The sequence below is a fragment of the Dactylosporangium sp. CA-139066 genome (assembly GCF_050936175.1).
In the GTDB taxonomy this organism is placed as follows: Bacteria; Actinomycetota; Actinomycetes; order Mycobacteriales; family Micromonosporaceae; genus Dactylosporangium.
Window position 1 is genome coordinate 4,773,147 of the sequence record NZ_JBNJNH010000001.1, and the last position, 18,414, is coordinate 4,791,560.

An 18,414-nucleotide genomic window follows, 5' to 3' on the forward strand; every position below is an offset into this window, starting at 1 on the left:
TTATGCCCGGTCCTAGCAAATTAGCGGTTCCTATGGGGCGCCGGACGGCCTAGCGTCGCCAGGGTGACCAGTTACGGGCAGGTTCTCGCGGTGCGGGGGATGGCATCGCTGCTCGGCGTCTCGCTGCTGGCGCGCATCGCGATCACGGCCGACGTGATGGCCCTGACGATGTACGTCGTGCTGGGCCTCGACCTGAGCTATGCGGCCGCCGGCGTGGTCGCGGCGGCGCTGACCGCCGGGATGGCGCTCGGCGGGCCGCTGCTCGGCCGCCTGATCGACCGGCGGGGCGTGCGCGCCGTGCTGCTGGCGACGGTCGTCATGCAGGTCGTGTTCTGGCTGAGCGTGCCGGTCCTGCCGTACGGCGCCCTGCTCGGCGCCGCCTTCGTGGCGGGCCTGCTGATGGTGCCGGCCCCATCGGTGACCCGGCAGGCGATCGCCGCGATGACGACGGCGGGCCAGCGCCGGGCCGCGTTCGCGCTGGAGTCGGTGCAGGGCGAGCTGTCGTACATCGTGGGCCCGGCGGTGGTGATCCTGTGCGCGGCGCAGCTGTCGCCCGGGGTGGTGGCGTGGGGCGTCGGCGCCGCGATCGCGGCCGGCGGGGCCGGGATGGCCCTGCTCGACCCGCCGGTCCGGGCCGAGGGCGAGGCGAGGACCGGTGTGGTCGCCCGCCCGCCGCGCCGCGAGTGGCTGGGCGCCGCCATGCTGGCCGTGCTGACGATGGCGGTCGGCACCACGATCCTGCTCAGCGGCGTCGACATCGCGATCGTCGCCACGCTGAAGGAGGCGGGTCAGGTGTCGTGGGCCGCCGGCGTCGTCGCCGTCTTCGGCGCGGCGTCGATCGCCGGCGGGCTGGTCTACGGCGCGCGGTCCCGGCCGCGGCCGACGTGGCTGCTGCTCGGCCTGCTCGGGCTCGCGACCGTCCCACTCGGGCTGGCCCGCAACGGGCCGTGGCTGTGCGCGGCCATCGTCGTCACCGGGCTGCTCACGGCGCCGACCCTGTCGACGGTGGCCGACGCGGTGAGCCGGCTCGCGCCGGCCGGCGTGCGCGGCGAGGCGACGGGCCTGCAGTCCGCGGCGCAGAGCGGCGGTTTCGCGCTCGGCTCCCCGCTGGCCGGGCTGGCGATCGACCATTCGGTGCCGGCGGGCGGCTTCGTGGCGGCCGGGCTGGCCGGCCTCGCCGCCGCGCTGATCGGATGGCTGGTGTCGCGCCGTTCAGCCGCGCAGCAGCGGCAGCAGCCGGTCACCCTGGCGGCGGATCTCGGGCAGGTACGGCGTGTCGGAGAGCACGAAATGGGTGATGCCGAGGTCGCGGTAGCGCCGTAGGGCCCGGGCCACGTCCTCGGCGGAGCCGACGAGCCAGGTGGTGCCCGCGCCGCCGCCACCGTAGCGGCCGGGTGCGGTGTACAGGTTCTCGTCGAGCACCTCGCCCCGCGCGGCGAGGTCGAGCAGCCGCTGCTGGCCGACCGCGGCGTGGCGGTTCGGGTCGGGTGCGGCCGAGGCCATGGCGGCGACCTTGGCCTCGGCGTCGGCCCACGCCTGCGCGGTGGTGTCCCGCACGACGGTCGTCACCCGCAGCCCGAACTCCAGCGGCGGATGCGCGCGCCCGAGCCGCGCGGACAGGTCGCGCAGCCGCTCGATCCGCTCGCGCACGCCGTCCAGGGGCTCGCCCCAGAACAGCTGCACGTCGGCCTCGGCGGCGGCGACCCGCTCGGCGGCCTCGGACGCGCCGCCGAAGTACAGCCGGGGATGGCGGCGCCCGCCGGGCCCGGCCGGACGCGGCGCGAGCGTGGCGGCGGTGACGGCGAAGTGCTCGCCGCGGAACGTCACCCGCTCCTCGGTCCACAGCCGGCGCACGAGCCGCATGAACTCCCCGGTCCGGGCGTAGCGCTGGGCCTGGTCGCCCTCGGCGTCGCCGTACGCGGCCAGGTCGTCGCGGCCGGACACGATGTTCACCAGCACCCGGCCGCCGGTGAGGTCGTCGAGGGTGGCGGCGGCCGAGGCGAACTGCGCCGGGCGCCAGTAGCCGGGCCGCACGGCGATCAGCGGCCGGAACGTGGTGGTCCGCGCCGCGAGGGCGGTGGCGACGGTGAAGGTGTCCGGCCGGCCCCAGCCCGTGCCGATCAGCGCGCCGCCCCAGCCGTGCTCCTCGATGGCCCGGGCCTGGGCGGTCAGCGTGCCGAGGCCGTTGTGCCCGTCGACGACGTCGTCACCGCGATGGCCGGGCTCGGCCTGGTTGGGGATGTACCACAGAAACTCGAGGGTCACCGGCTAATCCTATCCAAGAGGTAGGTGTAGTAGGTATAGTGCCGAGTCGTTGGATCGAACCCGACCGCCATGGGAGTACACCGATGCGTCGACTCACGGCCGTTCTGGCCGGCGTGCTGCTGCTCAGCGCGTCGCTGGTCGCCGGCTGCGCCGGCAAGGCCGCCGATTCCGCCGCCGCGCCGGGCGGGGCCGAGGAGCCGCTGCGCGTGGGCTACCAGCGCTTCGGCGGCCTCAGCCTGGTCAAGGCGAAGAAGGCCGGGGCGGCCGGCACGAGCTGGTCGCTGTTCGAGAGCGGGCCGGCGCTCACCGAGGGGCTCAAGGCCGGCGCCATCGACATCGGCCAGGTCGGCGAGGCGCCGCCCATCTTCGCCGCCGCCGGGAAGATCGACTTCAGGATCATCGGCACGTCGGCGCCGGTGCCGAAGGGCGAGGCCGTGCTGGTGAAGGCGAGCAAGGGGTACACCTCGTTCAAGGACCTGCGCGGCAAGAAGGTGGCGCTGAACAAGGGCTCCAACGTCAACTGGCTGCTCGTGCGGCTGCTCGAGGCCAACGGCATGACCATCAAGGACATCGACGTGCAGTACCTCAAGCCCGCCGACGCCCGGCCCGCCTTCGACAACGACCAGGTCGACGCGTGGATCATCTGGGACCCCTACTTCGCGCTGGCCGAGACGCCCGGCGTCAAGGTCCTCGTCGACGCCACCGGGCTGGCCAACAACCGCGAGTACCTGCTGGTGTCCCCGCAGGCGCTGAAGAGCAAGCCCGGGAGGATCCGCGAGTTCCTCAGGACGTACCGGCAGGTCACCGACTGGGGGATCGCCAACCCCGACGAGCGGGTGAAGATCCTCGCCCCGGAGCTGGGCATCCCCGAGGACGTCGCCCGCCGGGCGCTGGGGCGCAGCGCCCAGCCGCTGGCCGCGATCACCCCCGAGATCGGCGCCGAACTGCAGCAGATCTCCGACGGCTTCACCGACCTGCAGCTGATCCCCGGCAAGGTCGACATCAAGGCCCGCGTCGACGAGCAGTTCTCGGACCTGCTGCGATGACGCTGCTGGCCCGCGCCGCCGCGGCCACCGCCGCCGCGCCCGCCACCGCCCGGCGGGCCCGCGCCCGGCGGTGGCGGCGTGCGCTCACGCCCGTCGCCCTGCTCGCCGCCTGGGAGGGCGGCGCCCGGGCCGGGCTGCTCGACACCGACAAGCTGCCGGCGCCCAGCACCGTGCTCGAGACGGGCTGGCGCCTGGCCGCCGACGGCACGCTCGGCGGCTACCTGCTCGACTCGATCCAGCGGGCGCTGCTCGGGCTGCTCATCGGCGGCCTGCTCGGCCTCGCGCTGGGCGCCCTGGCCGGGCTGTCCCGCCTCGGCGACGACCTCGTCGACCCGACCGTGCAGATGGGCCGCATGCTGCCGCACCTGGGCCTGGTGCCGCTGCTCATCATCTGGGTCGGCATCGGGGAGTCCCTGAAGATCACGCTGGTCGCGCTCGGGGCGTTCTTCCCGGTGTACCTCAACACCTACGCCGGCATCCGCAACATCGACGAGAAGCTGGTCGAGGCGGCCCGGGCGTGCGGCCTGAGCGCCCTGGAACGCGTCCGGCACGTCGTCATCCCCGGCGCGCTGCCCTCGCTCTTCCTCGGCGTCCGGCTCGCCTTCGCCGCCGGCTGGCTCAGCCTCGTCGTCGGCGAGCAGGTCAACGGCCAGGGCGGCCTCGGCTTCATGATGATGGAGGCCCGCGAGTTCAGCCAGACCGACGTCGTCGTGCTGGGCCTGGTGGCGTACGCGCTGCTCGGCCTGCTCTCCGACCTCGCACTGCGATACGCGGAACGGAGGACGCTGGCATGGCGCCGGGGCCTGCGGGCGACGTAGCGGTCGCGGCCGGGGTGCGCCGCGCGTTCGGCCCGGCCGTCGTCCTCGACGCCGTCGACCTCACCATCGCCCGGGGCGAGGTGGTGGCGCTGCTGGGCGCCAGCGGCTCGGGCAAGAGCACGCTGCTGCGCGTGCTGGCCGGCCTCGACGACGAGGCGAGCGGCACGTACCGCACCGAGGGCGCGACCGCCGTGGTCTTCCAGGAGCACCGGCTGCTGCCCTGGAAGCGCGTCGGGGCGAACGTGGCCCTGGGCGTGCGCGGCGGCGACCTGCCGGCCCGGGTGCGCGAGGCGCTCACCGAGGTCGGGCTGGCCGACCGGGCCGCCGCCTGGCCGGCCGAGCTGTCCGGCGGGCAGGCCCAGCGGGTCGCGTTCGCGCGCGCCCTGGTGCGCCGGCCCGACCTGCTGCTGCTCGACGAGCCGTTCGGTGCCCTGGACGCCCTGACCCGGCTGCGGATGCAGGCCCTGTTCGGCCGGCTGCGCGAGCGTCACGGCTTCGCGGCGCTGCTGGTCACCCACGACGTCGACGAGGCGCTGCTGCTCGCCGACCGCATCCTCATCCTGGACGCCGGGCGCATCGCCGAGGACCGGCCGGTGTCCCTGCCGCGCCCCCGTACCGCCGACGCCCCGGGCTTCGCCGGCGAGCGCCGGGCGCTGCTGGCCCGGCTCAACGTCCAGTGACGTCCGGCGCCCGGCGGGCCTGCAGCGCCGCCCAGCCGAGGAACACCAGCGCCAGCAGGCCGTAGGCGTCGGCCATCACCGCCGGCAGCCCGTCGGCCGGCGTGAACTGCATCGGCCCGATCCACAGCACCAGCGCCGCCGCGCCGATGACGCACCAGCGCCACGGGGTGACGCGCCACGGGCCGCCGCGGTACGCCCACGCCGCCAGCACCCCGGTGGCGGGAACGCACCACACCCAGTGATGGGTCCACGACACGGGGGAGGCCAGCAGCGCGGCGGCCGCCACGGCGCAGACCGCGGCCAGTTCCTGACCCCGCGCGTGCAGCCGGCGGGCCGCGACCATCGCGGCGAGGACCACGACGGCGGCGACCAGCCAGGTCAGCGCCTTCGGCGGGTGCGTGTCGCCCAGCAGCCGCGCGGTCATGGCCAGGATCGACTGGTTGCCGTTGAAGGCGACGTCGCCCGTGCGGCCCGGGTCGAGCATGTAGCCGGTCAGGAACGCCCACGTCGGGCCCGGCGCCACCAGCAGGCCGACGGCGAGGGTCGCCCCGGCGGTGAGGGCGGCGTTACGGGCCGCCCGCCACTGCCCGGTGGCCAGGTAGTAGACGACGAACAGCCCGGGCGTCAGCTTGATGCCGGTGGCGAGCCCGACGAGGACGCCGCGGGCCCGGCCCCGCACCACCAGCACGTCGATGAGCACCATGCCGGCCAGGACGAGGTTGACCTGGCCGTACAGCAGCGTCCCGAGCACCGGGTAGGCGACGCTGGCGACCAGCGCGGCGGGCAGGCTCCAGCGCAGCAGCACCACCCGCTCGGCGCGGGGGAGCACCTCGCGCAGCGTCAGGTAGCAGAGCACGAACAGGGCGCACAGGGACAGCAGCGTGATCGCGAGCTTCGCCACCACGGGGGGTACCACCGCGAAGGGCACGAAGACGACCGCGGCGAACACCGGGTAGGTGAACGGCAGCCCGCCCGGGCCGACGACCTTGTACACGTCGGCGCCGTCGATCAGCGCGCGGGCGCCGGCCCGGTAGACGCCGAGGTCGAGCATCGTCGGGCCGAAGGGGGCCAGGTAGAGCGCGGTCACGGCGGCCGCGGCCAGGATCGCCGGCACGAGCACGCCGGACCTCGCCGCGGACCGTTCGGGCGAAACCAGGGCGCACCTCCGACGCTGAGGGCCGCCCGCGCGGCGGCCCCGCCGATGATGGCACGCCGCGCTCAGCGGTGCTTGAGCAGCCCGCCGTCCACGATCAGCTCGGCGCCGCTGATGTTGTTCGGCGCGGCGGCGAAGACGACGAGCCGGGCCACCTCCTCCGGGGTCGAGATCCGGCCGGTCGAGGCGCCGAGGGAGGCCCGCATCCGCGCGGCGAAGGTCTCGTGGTCCAGCCCCTGCCGGCGGCCGACCCGGCCGATGAACCCGTCGGGGTCCGTCCAGACCGCGGTGCTCACCGGGCCGGGGGAGACCGTGATCGCGCGGACGCCGAGCCCGCCGTACTGCTCGGCGATGACCTTCGTCAGGGCGTTGAGCGCCGCCTTGGCGACGTTGTAGGTCACCGGCCCGGCCGTGACGGCGTGCGCGCCGGCCGACGACACGTTCACGATGACGCCGCGCCGCTCGACCAGGCTCGGCAGCGCGGCCCGGCTGACCCGCAGGGCGCTGTAGAAGGTCAGCTCGAAGGCGTCGGTCCAGTCGCCGTCGGGCAGCTCGGCCAGCGGCCGCACCGCGCCGTCGACGAGCCGCTCGGGGTCGCCGACGCCGACGTTGTTGATGAGCAGGTCGATGCCGCCGAGGTGGGCGCGGGCCCGCTCGACGAGCTCGGCGGCGCCGGCCGCCGTGGCGAGGTCGACGGTCACCGGGACGGCCGCGGTCCGCGCGAGCTCGGGCGTGACGGTGCGCGACCCGGTGACGACGCGGACACCCTCGGCGAGCAGGGCGCGCACGACGGCCAGGCCGATGCCCTTGCTGCCGCCGGTCACCAGGGCGGTCTTGCCGGTCAGGCTGAGGTCCATGCCGCCACGCTAGCAAGGTAAGGGAACGATCCCTAACATGACGCCCGTCACAGCCGGCTGTCGAGCAGCAGCTCTGCGAGCGCCCGGGCCTGGACCGCCGGCTCGTCGGTGCCGAGCCGCTGCGCCGACGCGAGGGCGCCCTCGTGGATCACCATCAGCTGGTCGGCGAGCTCGCCGTCGCGCAGCAGCCCCGCGAACCGCTCGCGCAGCCACTCCTTGGCCGCCACCGCGGCGCGGTGCGGCGCGCTGGAGCCGTCCCCGTACTCCGCGAGGGTCATCTGGCACGCGCATCCGCGGTACGTCGCCGGATCGAGGTGGCCCCGCAGCCCGTCGAAGACGGCGAGGATCGCCGAGCGCGCGTCGCCCGGCGCCGCGCCGATCGCCGCCTCGACCCACGCCCGGTTCGCGAGGTCGGCCCGCTGGACGTAGGCGGCGACGAGGTCGTCCTTGCTGCCGAAGACGCGGTACAGCGTCGTCGGGGCGACCTGCGCCGCGCCGGCCACGGTGTCCACGCCGGTCGCGTGCAGCCCGCCGTTGTAGAACAGGTCGTGCGCGACGCTCAGGATGTGCTCGCGCGTCTCCGCAGCGCTGCGCCGCTGCCGGGCACCCTCCGTCATGTTAGGGATCGTACCCTAGCGGCGAGGGGCAACGATCTCGGCCGCGGTTTTGTACCATCCCTTGCGATCGATCAACGGCGACGCGACAGCGGGGGAGCACGTGGACGACGACGACCTGAACAGCCCTGAAGCTCCCCCCGCCGACCTCGACGTCCCGCCGGCCCCGGCGAAGGGGAGGCGACGGCTGCGGAAGATCCTCATCCGGTCGCTCGTGGCGTTCGTCGTGCTCGCCGCGCTGTGCCTGGTCGGCGGCACGTACTACTACGACTCGGTCGCCCTGCCCGACGACCTCCGCCTCAACCGGGCGACGACGATCTACTACGCCGACGGCACGACGCCGCTGGCGCGCATCGGCGAGCAGAACCGCACGCTCGTCACGATCGGCCAGATCCCCCCCCACGTCCAGCACGCGGTCGTCGCGGCCGAGGACCCGTCGTTCTACAGCAACCGGGGCGTGGACTACGGCGACGCGGCCGGGGCGGCGTGGAACCACGTCTTCGGCGACGGCAGCCAGGGCGCGGCGACCATCAGCCAGCAGTACGCGCGCCAGTGGGCCGACCTCGAGGGCGTGACGTACTCGCGCAAGCTGCGCGAGTCGGTCATCGCGCTGAAGCTCAACGACCAGTACAGCAAGGACCAGATCCTGGCGCTGTACCTCAACATCGTCTACTTCGGCCGCGGCGCCTACGGGATCGAGGCGGCCGCGCAGGCGTACTTCGACAAGCCGGTCAGTGACCTCACGCTCGCCGAGGGCATCGTCCTGGCCGGGCTGATCAAGAGCCCGGAGGGCAACGACGGCAAAGGCAGCCCGTTCGACCCGTCGGTCGACGCGACGCGGGCGCACGAGCGCTTCGACTACATCAAGCAGCAGATGGTCGCGCTGGATTACCTGACGCCCGCGGACGCCGAGCAGAAGGCGGTCTACCCGACCCGGGTGCTGACCGCGGCGCAGGCCCGCGCCCGCGCAGCCACGGTGTACGGCGGCATGGACAAGCCCGGCGGCCTCATCGTGCACCACGTGCTCGGCGAGGTCGCCGCGCTCATCGACCCGGCCACCGGCAAGCCGGTGTACGAGGACACCGACAGGGACGGCGCGAAGCACTTCGACCGGATCCGCAACGACGGCCTGAAGGTCGTCACCACGATCGACCCGACGATGCAGCAGGTCGCGATCCGCGAGGCGAGCCGCACCGCTGAATCCAACATGGACAAACAGCCGGCCAACCTGCAGGCCGCGCTCGTCGCGGTCGAGCCGGGCACGGGCGAGGTCAAGGCGTACTACGGCGGCGACAGCGGCAACGGCAACGACTACGCCGGCTCCTACCGCGACCCGGTGCTCGGCAACGGGCAGGACTCGTGCTGCGGCGGCCACCCGGCCGGCGCGACGTTCAACGTCTACACCATGGCGACCGGCCTCATCGACGGGTACTCCACCGACTCGCACTGGAACGGCGAGTCCCCGCAGGACTTCCCGGCGAGCGGCCGCGCGATCAAGAACAACAACCCGGTCCGCAACCTCGGCGAGGGCAACCTGGCCTCGCCGCCGTGCGCGTCGGGCTCCGCCAAGTGGTGCACCCTCGACGAGTCGGCCGTGCTGTCGCTCAACGTCCCGTTCTTCGCCCTCGCCGAGAAGGCCGGCCCGGACAAGGTGATCGACACCGCCCGCGCCGCCGGGATCGGCACGATGTGGGCGACCGTCAACGGCACGGCGCAGAAGGTCGACCTGACGACGACCACCGGCAGGGACGTCTTCCCGAAGTACTTCGGCCCCGAGGTCGCCCTGGGGCAGTATCCGGTGACCGTTCTGGACCAGGCCGGCGGCATGGCCACCTTCGCCGCGCGCGGCGCCGCCGCCAGGACGCATTTCCTCAAGGAGATTTGGACGGACGGCCGGAAGACCTACGCCGCGCCGGTCCGCCCGGTTCGAATCCCCGGGTTCACCGAGGCGATGGCCGCCGACCTCAGCGCCGCGCTGCAGGGCGTGCCCCAGCACTACAACCTGACGCCGCACGACGGCCGCCAGGTCGCCGGCGCCACCGGGACCTGGCAGTTGGGGCCGACCAGCGACACCGGGCACGCGTGGATGGTGGGGTACACCGCCTCCGACCCGGGCCACGACGCGCCCGGCCTCGCGGTCGCGGTGTGGGTGGGCAACAAGGGCCCGGAGCAGAAGATCGTCGACAAGGACGGCCACGCCATCATCGGCGGCAGCCTGCCGGGCCAGATCTGGCGCGACTTCCTCGACGGCGCGCTGACCGAGACCAACGCGCCCAAGGCGACGTTCCCGGCGAAGGTCGGCACCGGCGACAAGAAGATCGGCACCGGGGTCCAGCCGTGACAGACATCCCGGAGCATCTCGGAGACACCGACCCCGATGTCGATGCGCGGGGCGGCCGGGGTCAGCCGACCACCCGCGTCCGGCCGGACAGGAAGGCGAAGCCGCCCATCACCGCGATCAGGGCGCACATGACGGACAACGGCAGGGTCCACGCCCCGCTGGCGTCGCGCAGCGCGCCGATGAGGACGGGCCCGCAGGCCGCCAGCAGGTAGCCGATCGACTGCGCCATGCCGGACAGCGCTGCGGCCTGGCGGTGGTCGACGGCGCGCAGACTGAACAGCGACAGGCACAGCACCAGGGACATACCCGCCCCGAGGCCGGCGCAGACCAGCCACAGTACCGAGGCGCCGGGCGCGCGTAGGAGGCCGCCGACCCCGATCAGGATGAGCACGGCACACAGCAGGCCGACGAGCCGTTGATCGGGCAGGCGACGCATGATCTGCGGTGCGGCCACATTGGCCACGACCGCGGCGATCAGATAGACGAACAGATGCCAGCCGGCCGTCGCCGCGGCCACGCCGTGGTCCTGTTCGATGGTGGGCAGCCACGCGATCATCGCGTAGAAGACCAGCGACTGCAGGCCCATGAACAGGGTGACCTGCCAGCCGAGGGCGCTGCGCCACGGTGAGCGGTGGGCGGCCGTCTCGGCTGGGCTGCCGCCGGGGCCGCGGCCGGGCGGGTTCGCGCGCAGTTGCGGAAGCCAGAAGGCCGCGGCGATGACGGTCAACCCGACCCAGCAGCCCAGTGCGATCCGCCAGCCGGCCGGGGACTCGCCCGCGATCGGCACGGCCACGCCGGAGGCGATGGCGGCGACGATGCTCTGCGTCGCGGAGTAGCTGCCGGACAGCTGGGCCACCCGATCGGGGAAGTCGCGTTTGACCAGGCTGGGCAGCAGTACGTTGAAGAACGCGATCGCGGCGCCGATGGCGACGGTGCCGGCCCAGATCGCGCCGACGACCGGCAGCGACCGCAGCACGATACCGGCGGCGAGCACCGCGAGCGCCAGCCCGACGGTGCGCTCGAGCCCGAGCCTCCTCGCGATCGGCGGCGCGACCGGGGAGAAGCCCGCGAAGGCGAGCAGCGGCAGGGCGGTCAGCACGCCCGCCGCGGTAGCCGTCAGGCCGAGGTCGGCGCGGACGTGGTCGAGCACCGGGCCGACCGAGGTCAGCGCCGCTCGCAGGTTCGTGGCGATCAGCAGGATGCCCACCACCAGCAGACCGGCGCGCTGACGGGGCGGGGCGTCGGTCCGCTGCGCCGATGTGATCATGCGGCGGTCCCGTGCAGAATGTCGCGGCCCTCGTCGACGAGCGCGACGCTGCACGCTTCGGCGGCGTCGGGGTCGCCGGCGGCAATCGCATCGACCAGCCGGTGGTGCAGATCGTGGACGGCGCGGTCGTCGTGCAGCGCGGCCGTCCTGCTGATGGTCTGCGTGATGACCGGGCTGAGGTGCTGGTAGAGCTCGGCGAGCAGCGGGTTGCCGCCGGCGATGACGACCGCGCGGTGGAACGCGAAGTCCGCCTCGACGAAGCCGGGCAGATCGCCGGCGGCCCGGGCGGCGTCGCGGCGCTCGAGGTACTCGCGTATGCGGGCGACGTCCTCGGCGGTGGCGTGCTGCGCGGCCCGGCGGGAGCCGCGGTGCTCGAGCAGGGCGCGGACCTCGAACGCGTCGTGCGGGTCGGCCTCGGCGACCCGGCGACCGAGCGAGACCTGCAGCTCGCTGTTCGCTCGCACGTAGGTGCCGTCACCTGGCCGCGCTTCGAGGAGTCCCAGGTGTACGAGCGCGCTGAGGGCTTCCCGGATGGTGTTGCGGCTGACCCCGAGCTCCTCAGTGAGCCGGTGTTCGGGCGGGATGCGCGTGCCGATCGGCCAGTCACCGGCCACGATCAGCGCTTTGAGCTGATCGGCGACCTGCGCGGCGAGCGGCGCGCCCCGGCGTGGGTTCGTCAGCATGTTGCGACCTCCAAATGTTGGGCATTTGGATAGTAGGACATTTAACCGCCGCGAGCGCGTTTCAGGATCGCGCTGAGGACTCTCGATGTCGGATCAGACCTGAGCAATCCCATCCCGGCGGGCGTGACGGCGGGCGAGCGCCCGCGCCGGTCGAGCAGTTACATAGAGTTTGAATATAAAGTTGCTATGCTTCGAGCATGAGTCGTCAAGACACCGTTCCTGGCGCGTCCGCCGCCATCGGGGCAGCCCTCTACGGCCTGGCCACCAGGGCCGCGAGACGCCTGCCCCGGGACATGAGCCTGACGTCCGCCGCAACCCTGGCCACCCTGGACCGGACCGGCCCGCGGCGCATCACCGATCTGGCCGCGGTCGAGGGCGTCACCCAGCCCGCGATGACCACCCTGGTCCGGGTGATGGAGGAGTCCGGCCTGGTCGAGCGGCGGGGCGACGCGTCCGACAAGCGGGTCACGCTGGTGTGCCTGACCGAGGCCGGCGCCTCCTATGTCCGGGAGCGGCGCCAGGCGGGCGTTCACGCGTTCGAGCGGTTGATCGGCGAACTCACCGGCGACGAGGTCGAGGCGCTGGTGGCGGCCCTTCCGGCGCTGAAGCATCTGGCAGAGCTCGACAGCCAGGACCGCGAAGGGCCGAAGCAGTGACCGGGCAGCCGGTCGGCGGGGACGCGGTGCAGGCGTTGCCGGTGGCGCGTTCCGAGGCGCGGCTGCTGGTTCCCGCCCTGATGTTCATCGCTCTGGTCGTGGCGGCGGTCGCCAGCCTCGGGACGCCGCTCATCACCAGCGTGGCGACCTCGTTGCACGTCTCGCTCGGCAGCGCGCAGTGGACGCTGACCGTCGCGCTGTTCAGCGGCGCCGTCGCCACGCCGGTCCTGGGCCGGCTCGGAGCCGGCCCGCACCGGCGGGCCACGATCCTGGCCACGCTGGCCGTCGTCGTCGCCGGCAGCGCGCTCACCGTGCTGCCGCTGCCGTTCGCGTGGCTGCTGGCCGGCAGGGCCGCCCAGGGCGTCGGGCTCGGGCTGACGGCGCTGATGATGGGCGTGGCCCGCGACCACCTCCCCGAGGAGCGCAGCGCGGCCGTGATCGCCCTGATCTCGGTGGTCTCGATCATCGGGGCCGGCGTCGGCTACCCGCTGGCCGCACTGCTCGCCGAGCTCGGCGGGGTACGGGCCGCGTACGGCCTCGGCCTGGTCGTCACCGCCGCCGCCTTCCTGACCGCGTGGCGCGCCATGCCCGAAGCCCCCGAAGGCCGCTCCGCCCACGTCGACGTCGCAGGCGCGGTCGTCCTGGCCGCTGCGCTGCTCCTGGTGCTGTTCCTCGCCGGCGAACGGAGTCTGTGGAGCCGGCACCTCACCGTGGCGGCGGGCCTCACCGTCGTCGCGGTGGTGCTGCTCTGCGTCTGGGCCGTCATCGAGCTGCGCAGCACGACGCCCCTGGTCGATGTGCGGGCGGTGCGGCACCCGGCGGTTGCCGGGGCGAACCTCGCCATGTTCGTCGGCGGGATCGGCATGTACCTCCTGCTCACGCTCATCACCCGGTACGCGCAGACGCCGCACGGCGCCGGCTACGGCTTCGGGCTGACGACCTTCGTCGCCGGGCTGGTCCTCATCCCGTTCTCGGTGCTGGGGTTCGTCGCCGGCAAGCTCACGCCGCGGGTCCAGACGCGGATCGCCGACCCCCTGCTCCTGGCCGGCAGCGCCGTCGTGGTCGGCGGCGGTTTCGCCCTGTTCGCGGCGGCCCGGTCGGATCTGGCCGAACTGTTCGTGGCGATGGGCGTGCTCGGCTTCGGCGTCGGCGGCTTCTCGGCCGCGATGCCCGGCGTCATCCTGGCCGTCACCCCCAAGAGCGAGACGTCGAGCGCCATGAGCTTCAACTACGTCGTCCGCAGCGTCGGGTACTCCCTGGGCAGCGCCATCGGCGGCCTGATCCTCGCCGCGGGCACCGTCCCCGGCCACCTCTTCCCCGACGACAGCGCCTACACCGCCGCGGCGCTGGTCGGCATCGGCGCCATGGCGATCACGACGCTGACAAGCCTCGCTCTCGCCCGCCGACGCTCGTCCGAGACCAACCCGTAAGTCAGATGCACTCATCCGAACACTGGAGGTTCCATGGCCAAGGGCTACTGGGTCAGCGTCTACCGCACCATTGCAGACCCTGAGAAGCTGGCTGCTTACAACAAGCTGGCCCGTGCGGCCGTCGCAGCCGGGGGCGGTCGGGTCCTCGTCCGTGGCGGTCGGGTCGTGGCGCATGACGCCGGAATCGCCGAGCGCACCGTCCTGGTCGAGTTCGACAGCTTCGAGCAGGCCGTCGCGGCGCGCGAGAGTGCGGCCTATCAGGAGGCGCTGGTCGCCCTCTCCGACGGCGTCGAGCGCGACTTCCGCATCGTCGAAGGCATCGACTGACCGAGGTTCAGTCGGATCTTCACTGAAGCGGCCGCGGGGACGCCGGGCTGCGGACCGACGGTGACGGCCGTGGCGAGGGCGTCGGTGAGCCTGGCTGACCCTGAGCCGGCGGTAGGGCGGCGTGACACCGTGCATCGAAGTCGAGCGTTATGGGCGCCGTCCGGTCGCGAACCTGAACGTCCCGAGCGCCGAATCGGGTCGCGCGCTCGGTCTGCGGTCTGGTTCGCATCACGACGGTGTTGAGTAGGTGCGATCGGGGCGCCGATGAGAAATGGCGTCGGCAGTCGTCTCAATATGGACTGGTGAACGCGGGGCCCGCATCAAGGGAGAGCAACGAGATGAGACCACTTCGATACTCGATCAACGTCACGCTCGATGGCTGCTGCCATCACGAGGCAGGGCTCCCGCCGGACGAGGAGTCGATGCGCTACTGGACCGCTGAGATGGAACGAGCCGATGCCCTGCTGTTCGGCCGGGTGACCTACGAGATGATGGAGTCGGCGTGGCGGAAGCCGGCCACGGGCACGTGGCCTGACTGGATGGGTGAGTGGCAGATCCCGTTCGCCGAGACCATCGACCGGGCGAAGAAGTACGTCGTGTCGAGCACGCTGAGCGGGGCCGATTGGAATGCCGAGCTGGTGCGAGGCGACTTGGGGCAAGCGGTTCAGCGGCTCAAGCAGGAGCCAGGCGAGGGCCTGTGGGTGGGCGGCGTGACGCTTCCCCTGGCGTTGGCGGATCTGGGACTGATCGACGAGTACGAGTTCCTTGTGCAGCCGGTCCTTGCCGGACACGGGCCGACGTTGCTCGCCGGTCTGCGCGAGCGCATCCAGCTCGAGCTCGTGGACCGCCATGCGTTCCGGTCGGGGGCGATCGCCCTGCGATACCGACCCACGCGCGCTCCGGCTTGACGTGATGTGTCCTGGCACGTTGGCCGCTGCCTTGCGACGGAACGACGGCTCGGGGTCGCGTTGCCCCGCGCTGGCCGTGCCCCCGAACGCGAGGACATATCGACAGGGGACATCGCCCCGAGGTGCCGGTAGCGGACAGGGCCAACGTTGCCTGACGTGGCACTAGAAACCCGGCACCTTGCCCACGAACGGCGACACCGCACCAACGAACGCCCCGCCAGAACACCACCGGCGGGGCGTTCCTGCCTCACCACATCGGCATCCACAACGCCCCGTGCATCGGCATTCTGAATGCCGGACAACCACGACCGTGGTCACGCCGGTGGCGAGCAGTTGCGCCATCGGCGCGAAGTCCACGAAGCGGACGGCGGTCTCGTCGCCGGCCGTGGCTGCGGCCTCGGCGAGGGGTAGCAGCGGCAGCAGGTGCCCGTAGACCGGTACCGCGGTGAACAGCACACGCACGCCGCTCATTGTCTCCGGCCCGCGCGGGGTGTGCCTCAGCGTTTCGTGCGAGGCATTCCGGCGCGATCCTCCCGCGGCGAAGACGCAGACCGCCGCACTCGGCCAGCGTCGAGGAATACCCGCGGACTGTGCTACGCCATCCCAGGCATCCCCACAGGCGCGACGATGCCAAAACCTGTTCCGTCGCACCAACGGCGTGGTCAGCCTGGTCGAACGCCCCGTCGAGGACGGCTGCGCCGAAGCTCACGGTGCTGCGCTGGGAGTGCGCGAAGCTCGCCGCGCAGGTCGGCGCCCGCAACCTGCTGCCCGGGCTGCCTGAACGTCGCGCCGATCATCGTCGCGGCCGGATGCGTAGCGGTGCGAAGCACGGGTCGAGGTGTCGGTCCCGCGGCTGTCGGGATCTGGATCAGGCCGGGGCGGCCCCGGGGAACGCATGAGCGTTGTGAGCGCACCAGTCGGCGAAGGTCCGTGGCTCGCGGCCGAGGAGGCGTTGAACGGCGTCGCTGCATACTCCGGTGGTGTCCGCGCGCATCAGGTTGAGCCCTTCGATGAGGGCGTCGGCGAGAGCCGGCGGCGCTCCGTGGGGGTAACGGAAACGGACCGCTTCGGCGGGCGTGGCCACTGTCCGTATCTCGATGTCGCGGCCGAGGGCCTTGGCGAGGATCTGGACTTGCTCCGCGACGGTGAATACCTCGCCGCCGGTCAGCAGGTACTCCTTGCCCTGGTGGCCGTCTTCGGTCAGTGTGACGGCGGCGACCGCGGCGATGTCGGCCGGATCGATGGGCGCGGCGCGGCCGGGGCCGATCGGGTCGAGGACGTAGCCGGCCTCGCGGAGCGTGGGCAACCAGTCGAAGGCGTTGGTCATGAAGCCGCAGGGCCGTAGGAACGTCGCGGGGATGCCACTGGCGCGGATCAGCTGTTCGCGTTCGTGGTGCCAGCGTCCCATCGCGGGCATCGGGTCGCCGATGACGGCGTACGAGGACAGGTAGACGATGTGCCGTACGCCGGCCGCCTGCGCTGCGGCGATCGCATGTGCGGTGTGGTCGATGCCGATACCGGGTACGAGCAGGAACAACCGCTCGACGCCGTCGAGGGCGGGCGCCAGCGTCGCGGGTGTGTCCAGGTCGCCGACGACGCGCTCGACACGTTCCGGCAGGCCGGCGGCGCGGGCGGGGTCGCGTGCCAGGACGCGGAAGGCGGCGCCTCTCGCGTCGAGTTCGCGGACGAGTTCACGGCCGATGTGTCCGGTGGCACCGATGACCATTAGCATAAGGGACTCCAGAAGGTCGTTTACCGGTTAACGTATTTTCGCGCCGAACGTTAACCGGTAAACGATCGCCCGTCAATCGGCCATCGTCGGCCCGACCCCGGCAGGCCCGCACCCCACCGGAGGCACACCGTGCCCGAACTGCTGGATCTGCACAGCAAGACGACGAAGGTGCTCCGAGCGGCCGCGGACGCCGCGATGCGCCGCCACGGGCTGCGCCTCGGCCAGGACCACCTGCTCGCGACGCTGTGGGAGCAGGACGGCCGCACCCCCGGCGAGGTGGCCGCCGCGGCGAACGTCACGACTCCGGCCGTGACCAAGCTCGCCGCCCGGATGGCGGAGGCCGGGCTGCTCACCCGACGGCGCGACGAGCGGGACAACCGGCTCGTACGGCTATGGCTTACCGACGCGGGACGGGCGTTACAGGAGCCGATTGAGGCGGAACGGCGGCTCCTGGAAGAGCAAATCACCGAAGACCTCACGGCGACGGAACGCAAGCACCTCATGAGCGCGCTCGCGAAGATCCACCGGTCGGCAAGCACCCTGCTGAGCAGCGGCGCCCCGATGGGACACGACGACATGACCGTCGAATAACCACGTTGGGGATGAGGGCGTGCCGGGCGACGAACGGCGGCTGGCCGAGTTTGGTGGTAGGCGAACTCAGGGTGCCGATCGAGCCAGGTCGGTTCTGCCTGCGACGGTATGGGCACCGGGACGCGACGGCCTCGCTGGTCCAGCGCCGCGTGCGGATCGAGGTCGGTGGGACGGCAGAGATTTACCAACCCCCTCAATGAAGTGATCTCAGCAAAGGTTTGGTCGGCACTGACGCTTCGCGAGCTGCTCGTCTTCGGGGCTGGTGGAGTCTGGCCGTGGGCTGGACTGGGGAGACGCTGCTGGTGACATCGGGCATGCTGTGGGTATGACCGAGGAACTGAGAGATCGTTCCGTGCCGTCCGGCGACACGGTGTCCGCTTCGCCATCGGTGATCTCTGTGATGCTGATCGTCCCGGATGCTGACGCGGCGGTCGCCTGGTACAGGGCTGCGCTGGGCGCGACGGAGCTGTGGAACCTTGGTGGCGTGGCCGGCCTTGAGGTCAGAGGCGCAGCCTTCTTCCTCCATGAGGTCAATCCCGAGAACCCCACAGAGACCAGTCCGGGCCAGGCGGGGGTCACAAGCACCCGCATCGAGGTGTTCGGCGATGATCCCGACACCTTCATCGAGCGCGCCGTGGCCGCGGGCGCGATCGCCGGACCGGGGATCGAGGATCACCACGTGCCCTGGGGGACGCACCGTCAAGGTGGCTTCACGGACCCGTTCGGTCACAAGTGGTCCGTAGGCGACAAGTCACCTCTGGGTCCGTTCCCACGCTGATTGGGCCGGCCCTTCGAATGCGACGCGGGATCGCGTACGTCGGCATGGCCTGCGGTCTGGCCAGCTCTGATGCGAAGTGTCAATGCCGACGCCGGAGTGTGCCTTCCGCCCGGCGCAGCGCCGATGGCTGGGACCGACGCGCCGCCAAGGCGCGCCGTCGAAGTCACGACCGGCGGATCCGCCAACACCAGGGCGCCACGCCAACACGGCGATCCGGTCGCGGCAGATTGAGCCACGTTCGGTAACGGCGTCACCACCGCCAGCGCCG

Annotated in this window: 19 protein-coding genes; 11 read left to right on the forward strand and 8 right to left on the reverse strand. The window is 72.4% G+C overall.

What is annotated here, in order from left to right:
- Window positions 1-63: 63 nt before the first annotated feature.
- Window positions 64-1,323: an MFS transporter gene (locus ACQEVU_RS21730; protein ID WP_433326267.1), complete on the forward strand. Its 1,260-nt coding sequence runs from the start codon at window positions 64-66 to the stop codon at window positions 1,321-1,323.
- Here ACQEVU_RS21730 and ACQEVU_RS21735 read toward each other — a convergent pair.
- Window positions 1,213-2,265: an LLM class flavin-dependent oxidoreductase gene (locus tag ACQEVU_RS21735; protein ID WP_433326269.1), complete on the reverse strand. Its 1,053-nt coding sequence runs from the start codon at window positions 2,263-2,265 to the stop codon at window positions 1,213-1,215. The genes ACQEVU_RS21730 and ACQEVU_RS21735 overlap by 111 nt on opposite strands.
- Window positions 2,266-2,348: 83 nt before the next feature.
- Between ACQEVU_RS21735 and ACQEVU_RS21740 the strand changes: the two genes are divergently transcribed.
- The 3 genes from ACQEVU_RS21740 to ACQEVU_RS21750 are packed head-to-tail and all read left to right on the forward strand — an operon-like array spanning window position 2,349 to window position 4,809.
- Window positions 2,349-3,311: an aliphatic sulfonate ABC transporter substrate-binding protein gene (locus ACQEVU_RS21740; RefSeq protein WP_433326271.1), complete on the forward strand. Its 963-nt coding sequence runs from the start codon at window positions 2,349-2,351 to the stop codon at window positions 3,309-3,311.
- On the forward strand, window positions 3,308-4,129 hold the full coding sequence (locus tag ACQEVU_RS21745) for an ABC transporter permease (RefSeq protein ID WP_433326273.1): 822 nt from the start codon (window positions 3,308-3,310) through the stop codon (window positions 4,127-4,129). Before ACQEVU_RS21740 ends, ACQEVU_RS21745 begins: the two co-directional genes overlap by 4 nt.
- Window positions 4,102-4,809, forward strand: coding sequence for an ABC transporter ATP-binding protein (locus tag ACQEVU_RS21750; protein ID WP_433326275.1), 708 nt, complete (start codon window positions 4,102-4,104; stop codon window positions 4,807-4,809). The genes ACQEVU_RS21745 and ACQEVU_RS21750 overlap by 28 nt, the downstream gene beginning before the upstream one ends.
- Here the strand turns inward: ACQEVU_RS21750 and ACQEVU_RS21755 are convergent.
- From ACQEVU_RS21755 to ACQEVU_RS21765, 3 genes are all read right to left on the reverse strand, one after another.
- Entirely contained in the window at window positions 4,796-5,929 is a 1,134-nt protein-coding gene (locus ACQEVU_RS21755) for a glycosyltransferase 87 family protein (protein WP_433326277.1), read from the reverse strand. The two genes, ACQEVU_RS21750 and ACQEVU_RS21755, sit on opposite strands and share 14 nt — an antisense overlap.
- A gap of 98 nt (window positions 5,930-6,027) precedes the next feature.
- Entirely contained in the window at window positions 6,028-6,819 is a 792-nt protein-coding gene (locus tag ACQEVU_RS21760; RefSeq protein ID WP_433326279.1) for an SDR family NAD(P)-dependent oxidoreductase, read from the reverse strand.
- 47 nt (window positions 6,820-6,866) lie between these two features.
- Entirely contained in the window at window positions 6,867-7,436 is a 570-nt protein-coding gene (locus tag ACQEVU_RS21765) for a TetR/AcrR family transcriptional regulator (RefSeq protein WP_433326281.1), read from the reverse strand.
- Between the two features lie 61 nt (window positions 7,437-7,497).
- Here ACQEVU_RS21765 and ACQEVU_RS21770 point away from each other — a divergent pair, with 61 nt between their 5' ends.
- On the forward strand, window positions 7,498-9,774 hold the full coding sequence (locus tag ACQEVU_RS21770; protein WP_433326283.1) for a transglycosylase domain-containing protein: 2,277 nt from the start codon (window positions 7,498-7,500) through the stop codon (window positions 9,772-9,774).
- 61 nt (window positions 9,775-9,835) lie between these two features.
- On the opposite strand, the gene ACQEVU_RS21775 is transcribed toward ACQEVU_RS21770, so the two are convergent.
- Together ACQEVU_RS21775 and ACQEVU_RS21780 are read right to left on the reverse strand one after the other, a co-directional pair.
- Window positions 9,836-11,041, reverse strand: coding sequence for an MFS transporter (locus ACQEVU_RS21775; RefSeq protein WP_433326285.1), 1,206 nt, complete (start codon window positions 11,039-11,041; stop codon window positions 9,836-9,838).
- Window positions 11,038-11,724: a FadR/GntR family transcriptional regulator gene (locus ACQEVU_RS21780; RefSeq protein ID WP_433326287.1), complete on the reverse strand. Its 687-nt coding sequence runs from the start codon at window positions 11,722-11,724 to the stop codon at window positions 11,038-11,040. The genes ACQEVU_RS21775 and ACQEVU_RS21780 overlap by 4 nt, the downstream gene beginning before the upstream one ends.
- Window positions 11,725-11,921: 197 nt before the next feature.
- On the opposite strand from ACQEVU_RS21780, the gene ACQEVU_RS21785 reads away from it, so the two are divergent.
- The 4 genes from ACQEVU_RS21785 (at window position 11,922) to ACQEVU_RS21800 (ending at window position 15,045) form a co-directional block, all read left to right on the forward strand.
- Window positions 11,922-12,380, forward strand: coding sequence for a MarR family winged helix-turn-helix transcriptional regulator (locus ACQEVU_RS21785; protein ID WP_433326289.1), 459 nt, complete (start codon window positions 11,922-11,924; stop codon window positions 12,378-12,380).
- On the forward strand, window positions 12,377-13,810 hold the full coding sequence (locus tag ACQEVU_RS21790) for an MFS transporter (RefSeq protein WP_433326291.1): 1,434 nt from the start codon (window positions 12,377-12,379) through the stop codon (window positions 13,808-13,810). The genes ACQEVU_RS21785 and ACQEVU_RS21790 overlap by 4 nt, the downstream gene beginning before the upstream one ends.
- Window positions 13,811-13,843: 33 nt before the next feature.
- Window positions 13,844-14,137, forward strand: a complete 294-nt coding sequence (locus tag ACQEVU_RS21795) for a DUF1330 domain-containing protein (RefSeq protein WP_433326293.1) — start codon at window positions 13,844-13,846, stop codon at window positions 14,135-14,137.
- 338 nt (window positions 14,138-14,475) lie between these two features.
- On the forward strand, window positions 14,476-15,045 hold the full coding sequence (locus ACQEVU_RS21800) for a dihydrofolate reductase family protein (protein WP_433326295.1): 570 nt from the start codon (window positions 14,476-14,478) through the stop codon (window positions 15,043-15,045).
- Between the two features lie 162 nt (window positions 15,046-15,207).
- On the opposite strand, the gene ACQEVU_RS21805 is transcribed toward ACQEVU_RS21800, so the two are convergent.
- On the reverse strand, window positions 15,208-15,507 hold the full coding sequence (locus ACQEVU_RS21805; protein ID WP_433326297.1) for a hypothetical protein: 300 nt from the start codon (window positions 15,505-15,507) through the stop codon (window positions 15,208-15,210).
- Between the two features lie 406 nt (window positions 15,508-15,913).
- Window positions 15,914-16,771, reverse strand: a complete 858-nt coding sequence (locus ACQEVU_RS21810; RefSeq protein ID WP_433326299.1) for an NAD(P)H-binding protein — start codon at window positions 16,769-16,771, stop codon at window positions 15,914-15,916.
- 135 nt (window positions 16,772-16,906) lie between these two features.
- On the opposite strand from ACQEVU_RS21810, the gene ACQEVU_RS21815 reads away from it, so the two are divergent.
- Window positions 16,907-17,368, forward strand: coding sequence for a MarR family winged helix-turn-helix transcriptional regulator (locus ACQEVU_RS21815; protein ID WP_433326301.1), 462 nt, complete (start codon window positions 16,907-16,909; stop codon window positions 17,366-17,368).
- A 325-nt stretch (window positions 17,369-17,693) separates the two neighbouring features.
- Window positions 17,694-18,146, forward strand: a complete 453-nt coding sequence (locus ACQEVU_RS21820; RefSeq protein ID WP_433326303.1) for a VOC family protein — start codon at window positions 17,694-17,696, stop codon at window positions 18,144-18,146.
- Window positions 18,147-18,414: the final 268 nt, after the last annotated feature.

Excerpts from the sequence above, each read along its gene's own strand:
- ACQEVU_RS21775 (WP_433326285.1), bottom strand. The coding sequence starts at position 11,041 with ATGATCACATCGGCGCAGCGGACCGACGCCCCGCCCCGTCAGCGCGCC.
- ACQEVU_RS21795 (WP_433326293.1), top strand. The coding sequence starts at position 13,844 with ATGGCCAAGGGCTACTGGGTCAGCGTCTACCGCACCATTGCAGACCCT.
- ACQEVU_RS21760 (WP_433326279.1), bottom strand. The coding sequence starts at position 6,819 with ATGGACCTCAGCCTGACCGGCAAGACCGCCCTGGTGACCGGCGGCAGC.
- ACQEVU_RS21740 (WP_433326271.1), top strand. The coding sequence starts at position 2,349 with ATGCGTCGACTCACGGCCGTTCTGGCCGGCGTGCTGCTGCTCAGCGCG.
- ACQEVU_RS21785 (WP_433326289.1), top strand. The coding sequence starts at position 11,922 with ATGAGTCGTCAAGACACCGTTCCTGGCGCGTCCGCCGCCATCGGGGCA.
- ACQEVU_RS21810 (WP_433326299.1), bottom strand. The coding sequence starts at position 16,771 with ATGGTCATCGGTGCCACCGGACACATCGGCCGTGAACTCGTCCGCGAA.
- ACQEVU_RS21750 (WP_433326275.1), top strand. The coding sequence starts at position 4,102 with ATGGCGCCGGGGCCTGCGGGCGACGTAGCGGTCGCGGCCGGGGTGCGC.
- ACQEVU_RS21765 (WP_433326281.1), bottom strand. The coding sequence starts at position 7,436 with ATGACGGAGGGTGCCCGGCAGCGGCGCAGCGCTGCGGAGACGCGCGAG.
- ACQEVU_RS21745 (WP_433326273.1), top strand. The coding sequence starts at position 3,308 with ATGACGCTGCTGGCCCGCGCCGCCGCGGCCACCGCCGCCGCGCCCGCC.
- ACQEVU_RS21800 (WP_433326295.1), top strand. The coding sequence starts at position 14,476 with ATGAGACCACTTCGATACTCGATCAACGTCACGCTCGATGGCTGCTGC.
- ACQEVU_RS21780 (WP_433326287.1), bottom strand. The coding sequence starts at position 11,724 with ATGCTGACGAACCCACGCCGGGGCGCGCCGCTCGCCGCGCAGGTCGCC.
- ACQEVU_RS21820 (WP_433326303.1), top strand. The coding sequence starts at position 17,694 with ATGACCGAGGAACTGAGAGATCGTTCCGTGCCGTCCGGCGACACGGTG.